This is a genomic window from Marivirga lumbricoides (assembly GCF_014636295.1).
In the GTDB taxonomy this organism is placed as follows: Bacteria; Bacteroidota; Bacteroidia; order Cytophagales; family Cyclobacteriaceae; genus Marivirga; species Marivirga lumbricoides.
In genome coordinates this window covers 19869-28609 of record NZ_BMEC01000027.1, presented here as the reverse complement: position 1 = coordinate 28609, position 8741 = coordinate 19869, and the positions used below count along the sequence as shown (strand labels likewise).

Sequence of the window (8741 nt, the reverse complement as noted above, 5' to 3'; positions counted from 1 at the left end):
AGATCTGAATCCGGTGCACGTTCTTTCGCAATTATCAGGTCTGTAATAGATACCATTATCAAAAGAAACAAAAACATATTTGATTGCTTGGCTATTACTGCTAATTTGGTACCTGAGTAGTTACCATCATTTAATGATAATATAAATCACTGGAATGTAAGCAATATTGAAAATATGAGTACTACGTTCCGAGGAGCTGAAATTTTTGATCAACCTCTTGATAATTGGGATGTAAGGAATGTGAAAAGCATGACTGGCCTCTTCACTGATGCTAAAGCTTTCAATCAATCATTAAATGATTGGAAAGTAGATGGTGTGACCAACATGGCTAATATGTTTCAAAGAGCTACGGCCTTTAATCTGCCTTTGGATCAATGGAATGTAGGAGCTGTAACAAATATGGAAAATATGTTCAGAAACTCCAATTTCAATCAGGACATTAGCGGGTGGGATGTGAGTGCTGTAACGAATATGGCTTCCATGTTTAGAGACGCTGCTTTTAATCAGGACATTTCCGGCTGGAATGTAAGTAATGTCACCGACATGACTAATATGTTCTACAAGTCGAGGTTGGATTATAATTTGGGGAATTGGATGCTTAATCCGACTGTAGATATGAGTGGCATGTTTTCTAATTCAGCCCTCAGTTGTACTAATTATTCCGAAACACTATCTGGGTGGGCTAGCAATAACCCTTTAGTCACAGAACGTAATTTGGGAGCCACTAATGTTACATATGGCTCACTTGCGATAGAAGCCCGTGCGAAATTAACCACTCCTGTTGCAGAGGGAGGTATGGGTTGGACCATTTTAAACGATGAGTTAGGCACTGGCTCAGCAGACTGTACTCCCACTGGAAGCAAACCATTTGTAACTATCTGGAAAACCGATAACCCAGGTACTTCTAATGATGATCAGATCATCATTCCCACTGATGGAGGGGGTTATGATTATTACCTCCATTGGGTGGATGTCACTGATGCAGCAGTTAACGCTACCGTAGGACCTTTCACTGGAAATGCAACACTCACTTTTCCTGCAGTTGGCAATTATCGGGTTACTATTGTAGGGGATTTCCCTCAAATCTATTTTGATAATTCTGGAGACAAAGACAAACTACTTAGAGTGGAGCAATGGGGAGATAATCCCTGGACAAGTATGGGAAGAGCTTTTCATGGTTGCTCCAACTTAAGGATAACTGCTACTGATGCTCCTGACCTTAGCCTGGTCACCACTATGTCCTTCATGTTGGCGGGAGCAACCTCTTTGGATGATGATATTAATCATTGGGATGTAGCCAACGTGGAAGACATGAGCTCCCTTTTTAAGGATGACGAGAATTTCAATCAACCGCTAAATGACTGGAAGGTGGATAAGGCCACCACGATGAAGGCAATGTTTGATGGAGCAAAAGCGTTTAACCAGGCTTTAGATCAATGGACCGTGACTTCTGTTACAGACATGTCTTACATGTTTAATAACGCTTACGTTTTCGACCAGAACATAAGTAACTGGGATGTCAGCAATGTCACCTCTATGCAAAGCATGTTTAAAAATGCCCGAAAGTTTAACCAACTGATTGGAACTTGGACAGTTGATAAGGTAACCAATATGGAATCCATGTTTTCTGGAGCCAATTACAATGACATGGTCTTCAATCAGGATTTGAGCAACTGGAATGTCAGTAACGTGACTGACATGAGTAGCATGTTTTACAGAGTTAGTGTTTTCAATCAAAATCTGGGAAGCTGGAAACTAGATGCAGTTGTAAATATGAGCGATATGCTCACCCAGACTGGTCTTAATTGTATAAACTATTCGGCTACCCTCATTGGATGGCAAAATAACAATCCTACATTAACGGGTGTTGCCCTCGGAGCTACAGGTTTAAATTATGGTACCAACGCTATTTCAGCTAGAGAGAAACTCATTAATGATCAGAACTGGACGATTAATGACGGAGGATCATTCGGAAGTGAATGTTTGCTTTTCACCCTTGATGCCATCGCTGATGCCAATGTAGATGAAAATACTGATTACACAAGTGTAACGCCTGCCATTGTTGATGGGACTCCCATAGGAACACTCACCTACACATTAGGAGGTAGTGATGCAGCTGATTTCACCATAGATCCAGCTATTGGAGTGGTAAAAATGATAGCCAGAGACTTTGAAGCTCCGGTAGATGACAATACCGACAATGTTTACGAGCTAACTATTAGAGCAACAGACGAAAATGGTAATTATGATGAAGAAAGCTGGACTGTAGAGATTAACAATTTGAATGATAATGAGCCTATCGCAGATGATGAATCTGTAAGCACTGCTGAGGAAGTAAATTACACATTTGCCAGTAATGATTTTAGTAATGACTACAGTGATGCGGATGGTAATGGCTTTGCTGGCATCAGATTAACTTCACTTCCTGGTCAAGGAATATTGAAATATGATGGCATCACACTGTTAGCCACAGATGTGGCAGCTCCTGGCTATTCAATAGCAGACATCACTAAATTAGTATTTATACCGGAGACAGATAAAAGCGGTAGTCCATACACCACTTTTGATTTTGAAGTCTATGATGGAGGTTCTTATAGCACAAGCAGTTATACGATGACGATAAACGTTACTCCCTATGTGCCTTCTGTGAGTTTAGCTGTGGATAATTCAACAATTGCTGAAAATGCCGGTGTTGCGACTTTTACTGCTTCTTTAGATAAATCATCAAGCAAAGATGTAACTGTCACACTATCTTATTCAGGAACAGCCATTGGTTCTGGCACAGATTATACTACAGCAACAGGAACAAATGCTACATCTGTTACAGAGATTGTCATTCCTTCCGGATCAACAACAGGTTCTGTAGAGGTAACTGCGGTTGATGATTTTCTAGATGAAAATGATGAAACAATAACTGTAACTATTTCTTCTCCGATAAATGCAACTCTTAGTGCCAACATAGAAGTAACTACCACTATAACAGACAATGACGCTACTGGTGTAACAGTTTCTGCAATAAGTGGCAACACGACAGAAGATATTGGTTCAGCTACTTTTACAGTAAAACTGAATAGTCAACCAACTGCTGATGTAGTAATTGCATTGAGTAGCAACGATACCAGTGAAGGAACGGTACAGGCATCAATAACCATAACTCCTTCCAATTGGAATACAGCACAAACGGTAACGGTGACTGGAGTAGATGACGACATTATCGATGGTAACATTACCTACAAAGTTGTCACTGGAGATATTACCTCAGCTGATGGTAATTATAGTGCATTAACAGCGTCTGACATATCAGATATTTCAGTAATAAATACTGATAATGATGCAGCTGGTTTTACGCTATCTAAAACCACTGCCACTACCTCAGAGAGTGGAACAACAGATAATTTCAATGTGGTATTAGATGCCCAGCCAGCTTCAGATGTGGTAATCAGTGTCACTTCTGCAGATACTGGCGAGGGAACCGTATCTCCAGCTAGTTTGACATTTACCCCTTCCAATTGGAACACATCCCAAATGGTGACTATCACCGGAATGGATGATAACATCATTGATGGTACGCAAACTTATAATGTGACTTTGAGTATTGTTGATGCGAGTTCTGATAATGATTTTGATGTCCTCTCTGATCAGACAGTATCTGTAAACAATACAGATGATGATGCTCCAGGATTTACCATTTCTAAAACTACTGCTACTACCTCAGAGAGTGGAGCTACTGATGATTTCACAGTGGTATTGAATGCCCAGCCATCATCAGATGTGGTAATCAGTGTGACTTCAGCAGATACTGGCGAGGGAACTGTATTACCAGCTACATTGACTTTTACATCTGCGAATTGGATTACAGCACAAACGGTAACTATTACTGGAATCAATGATAACCTCATTGATGGTATACAAAATTATAATGTGACCTTGAGTATTGTTGATGCGAGTTCTGATAATGACTTTGATGCCCTCTCTGATCAGACAGTATCTGTAAACAATACAGATGATGATGCAGCTGGTTTTACTTTATCTAAAGCAACGGCTACTACTTCGGAGAGTGGAACTACAGATAACTTCACCGTAGTATTAGGTGCACAGCCTGCATCTGATGTAGTAATCAGTGTCACTTCAGCAGATATTGGTGAGGGCACAGTTTCTCCAGCTACTTTAACATTTACGCCTTCCAATTGGAACGCTACCCAAATGGTGACTATCACCGGAGTGGATGATGACTTGATTGATGGTACACAAAATTATAATGTGACGTTGAGTATTGTTGATGCGAGTTCTGATAATGACTTTGACGCCCTCTCTGATCAGACAGTATCTGTAAACAATACAGATGATGATGCGGCTGGTTTTACTTTATCTAAAACAACAGCTGCTACTTCGGAGAGTGGAACTACAGATAACTTCACCATGGTATTGAATACTCAGCCTTCTTCTGCTGTTGTCTTTAGCATCACTTCTGAAGATACTAGCGAAGGAAAAATCAATCCATCAGAGTCTACTATTTCACTAACCCCGGCAAACTGGAATATTCCACAATCGGTAACCATTACTGGTGTTGATGATTTCATCATAGATGGTGATCAAACTTATGATGTTACAGTTGCTATCAAAAACTCAGCAGACGCAAACTATAGTTCTCTATCTGGTAAAACTGTTACCATAATAAATACCGATGATGACTCTCCAGGGTTTGAAGTATCAGAAACCACGGCATCAACTTCCGAGTCAGGAACTACAGATAATTTCATGATAAACCTGATGAGCCAACCGGACACTGATGTGGTAATTAGCATAACACCTGGTGATACTAGTGAAGGAACCGTGTCACCAGCTACTTTGACTTTTACCCCTGCTAACTGGAATGTAGCACAGTCAGTGACTATCACAGGATTAGCGGATAATATCATCGATGGAGTAATCAACTATGATATCACCATTGCTATCGTTGATGCGCTCTCTGATGATAACTTTGATGGATGGCCAAGTAAGACGGTCGCTGTAAGTAATGTAGATACTGACACGGCTCCAACAGCAAGCAATAACAGCAATAGCACAAATGAAGATATTACTTTAACCATTCCTCAAGCTTCTGGATTGCTTAGTAACGCAAGTGATGCAGACGGTGATGTTTTGAGTATTCTATCGTTTGAAGTTGAAACTGTAAATTATAATCCAGGCCAGACAGCAAACTTATCGGAAGGAAGTCTAACTATTAATGCGGATGGCAGCTATATGTTTGTTCCTTCAGCCGATTATAATGGAGCTGTACCAATCATTAGCTATATCGTTACTGATGGCGTTAATTCGGATAATGCTACATTAACATTGAACATTATAGCGGTTAACGATGCTCCCATATTCACTTCTACACCTCTATCGATTGCTACACCGGGAGTACTCTATACTTATAACATAACAGCTACTGATACAGATGGAGATGCATTAAATTTTAGTATGGCATTAGTACCTGACTGGCTCACTTTAACTGATAATGGGGACGGAACAGCAACTTTATCTGGAACTCCTACTAATGATGATTTGGGTAATGATGCTTTGATTGTTCAAGTAAATGATGGAACGGCCAATGTAAGCCAAAGCTTTTCAATTACAGTTTCCAAATTGAATGAAGCTCCTGTTTTTACTTCTACACCCATTACAGAAGCCACGGAAGATGAACTTTATAATTACAGCATAACAGCTTCAGATGCAGATGGAGATGTACTTACAATTAGTGCTAGCAGTAAACCGGATTGGTTATCTCTGCTTGATAATGGTGATGGAACTGCTACCTTATCAGGAACGCCTCTTAATGAACATGTAGGGTTACATACAATTTCATTAACTGTTTCAGATAACACACTATCTGATTTGCAGTCATTTGAATTGGAAGTGTTGAATACTAATGATGCACCAGACTCCATAATAATATCAAATGACAGGGTAATGGAACTTATGCCTATTGGTACCTATGTAGGAGAGCTTACTACTTTGGATGCAGATAAAAATGATAGTCATGTTTATGCTTTATTAAATGCAGACGAAATGCCATTCTACTTAATTGGAGATAGTTTGCATACAACTGAAGAACTCTTGTATCCTGAGCGAAATGTTTATGAATTACAAATCGAAAGCACTGATTTGGGAGGTTTGAAAGTGGTAGATACCATCAATATATATGTTGATCAGAATAATAACATAGAAGTTATAATCCCATCAGCTTTTACTCCTAACAACGATGGAGAAAACGACAATTGGGAGCTTCCTAATATTAATAGATATGAGACCTATAGCATAATAATCATAGATAGAAATGGAAATGAAGTATTCAGTTCATCTGATTACACCAGGGCCTGGGATGGTAAATTTAAAGGTAGGCAATTACCAATAGGGCAGTATTACTATTTCATTAAGACATTCCGAAGTGGAGAATCTAAAACTTTCAAAGGTACGGTAACAATTCTTTAATTATTAATGAGAAATAGATACGATATGAAGAAGAGAAGGAGAGAAATCGTTATAAGGTTTTGTTTATTAATAATCATCAATCTGATGTTGTGTTTTGGGTTACATTCACAACAAAACAATCTATTAGGACAATACTATAAAGCCATCCAGGTATATGCTCCAGGCTTAAATGGTGCGCAGGAATATCTGGATGTTGCATTGGGATCCAGAAAACAATGGACCAGTGTTAATAATGCACCTTCCATAAATGTTCTTAATATAAGTGGTAAGTTAAATGTTAACAGAAGAAACCCTTATAGATTTAATTCTGCCAGAGTAAGTAATCTTTCTCCTTACCGAAGAAAGAATGTTAAGCTAGGAGTTGGCGGGTATGTGATCAATTCGAATTATGGATCTTTAGTGAATAATAGCATAATGGGTGTATTTTCCACACACATACTCGTTGCTGAAAATTCTTACTTGTCAATTGGAGCGTCATTTGGTTTTAGAAGCCAAAATCTAGACATCGCCAATATTTCTGTATTGTATCCTGACAATGATGTAATTTATCAGGAATATTTAAGAAACGATGGAAAAGCCTCTTTTTTTGATACTAATGTGGGCCTTTCTTATTATTCAAGTAGCGTTTATTTTTCCTACACATTAATGAAAGCTGTAAGTACACTCCTCGGAGGTTATACATCTACCAGGGAAAGTGATTACGGAAGATTTGACCATAACTTTTTAGGTGGGTTACGCCTAAGCGTACACGAGAAATTAGATATTATCCCTAATTTCTTTTTCCGCTATTCGGATACATCACCAAGTTTTCTGGATGTTGGTGTTAGAGCAAGCTATATGAATGGCTTTCTTGCTGGAATGTCTTATCGGACTGATGGCTCTATTATCGCAATGCTAGGTTTAGAATTTAAAAAAACTTATGAATTAGGCTATGCCTTTGAATTCAAAGAATTCAGCTCTGATTTTGACGTGTTAAATACGCATGAAATAACACTTGGCGTAAAATTATTTGATCATAAAACTAGAAAACCTGTTTGGTAAATGAATATCAAAACAACCCCCATAGTGCTGTTTTTTTTAACAGTTGTTCTGTCTTTTAACTTGAACGGCCAAACACCGATATTATCAGGTTTAAACAAAGTAGTGCTAAGTAATAATGAAGAAGTTGAATGCTCTTTGCCTTTGCTAAGTGGTGATGGCCAAATACTATATTTTGTGAAGACTTTTAGCGAAAATAATATAGGAGGAATAAAGGGTGGTCAGGACATCTGGTTTTCACATAGAATAGATTCAACAACCTGGCAAACAGCAACTAATTTAGAGGCGCTTAATAACGTTTACAATAATATGGTAATCGGTGTTTCCAGTATAACAAACACTCTTTATCTTTTAAATACTTATTCAAGTCCTAACCGATGGAAATATAGTATTGCTGTTTCAACTCTTACTGAAGACAGTAGCTGGAGTGAACCGCGTGAATTAGATATCAAATTTGATGCAGATGGAGACTTTAGAAGTTTTTATACGCTTCCGGATGAGGAATTGATTTTTTTATCAGCCGAGGGTAAGTCAACTCTAGGAAAAGAAGACATTTATGTGTATTACAAAGAAGGCGACTCATGGGCAGGACCTGTTTCATTAGGCGAAAATATTAATACGCAAGGCTCGGAAATAGCTCCATTTTATTCACCGGATTTAAAAGCCCTATTTTATTCAAGTAATGGCAGAGAGGGGTTTGGCGATTTCGACATTTACATGGTGAGAAAAACCGGAGACCAGTGGAATGACTGGTCTGAACCAATTAATTTAGGAGAAACCGTCAATAGCAATTCTTTTGATGCCTACCTTTCTACATATCCTTCCGGAGAAACTTTCTTTGTAAGTAACAGATCAGGAAAAGCCGCAACAATTTTCAGAGGAAACCTCAGCTTTCTTGAAGAGGAGATTCCTGAACCAGTCGATAGCACAGAGTACTTAACGCCTGCTCCAGATTCGCTAATAGTGCAAGATAGTTTACCTGAATATTACGTGGTTCAGGTTTTAGCAATGCCAACCGGAAGGGCTCCCAAGGCCGGATTTTTTGACAATTTAGGGGATGTCAAAATAGAAATGTCCGGAGGTAGGGACGGGCTTGAACGCTACTACCTCGGCAGATATGAGACATTGAAAGAGGCTATTTCCAGGAAAAATGAAGTAGTAAAAATGGGCTACTATGATGCGTTTGTCAGGGCTATCATGAAATATGCGGAATTTTAAGAAATGTA

Annotated in this window: 3 protein-coding genes and 1 pseudogene; all 4 read left to right on the top strand. The window is 38.8% G+C overall.

Translation table 11 applies throughout. The features are described 5' to 3' along the window. Window positions 1-138: 138 nt before the first annotated feature. Window positions 139-636: pseudogene (locus tag IEV85_RS25175) on the top strand (BspA family leucine-rich repeat surface protein); the annotation flags it as partial. Next, a complete protein-coding gene (locus tag IEV85_RS24150; RefSeq protein ID WP_345261646.1) occupies window positions 616-6477 on the top strand; it encodes a BspA family leucine-rich repeat surface protein in 5862 nt (1953 codons plus the stop codon). The pseudogene IEV85_RS25175 and the gene IEV85_RS24150, both read left to right, overlap by 21 nt. Window positions 6478-6501: 24 nt before the next feature. Continuing rightward, complete coding sequence (locus IEV85_RS24145) at window positions 6502-7518, top strand: PorP/SprF family type IX secretion system membrane protein (protein WP_188467845.1); 1017 nt, start codon at window positions 6502-6504, stop codon at window positions 7516-7518. After that, complete coding sequence (locus IEV85_RS24140) at window positions 7519-8733, top strand: TolB-like translocation protein (protein WP_188467844.1); 1215 nt, start codon at window positions 7519-7521, stop codon at window positions 8731-8733. Window positions 8734-8741: the final 8 nt, after the last annotated feature.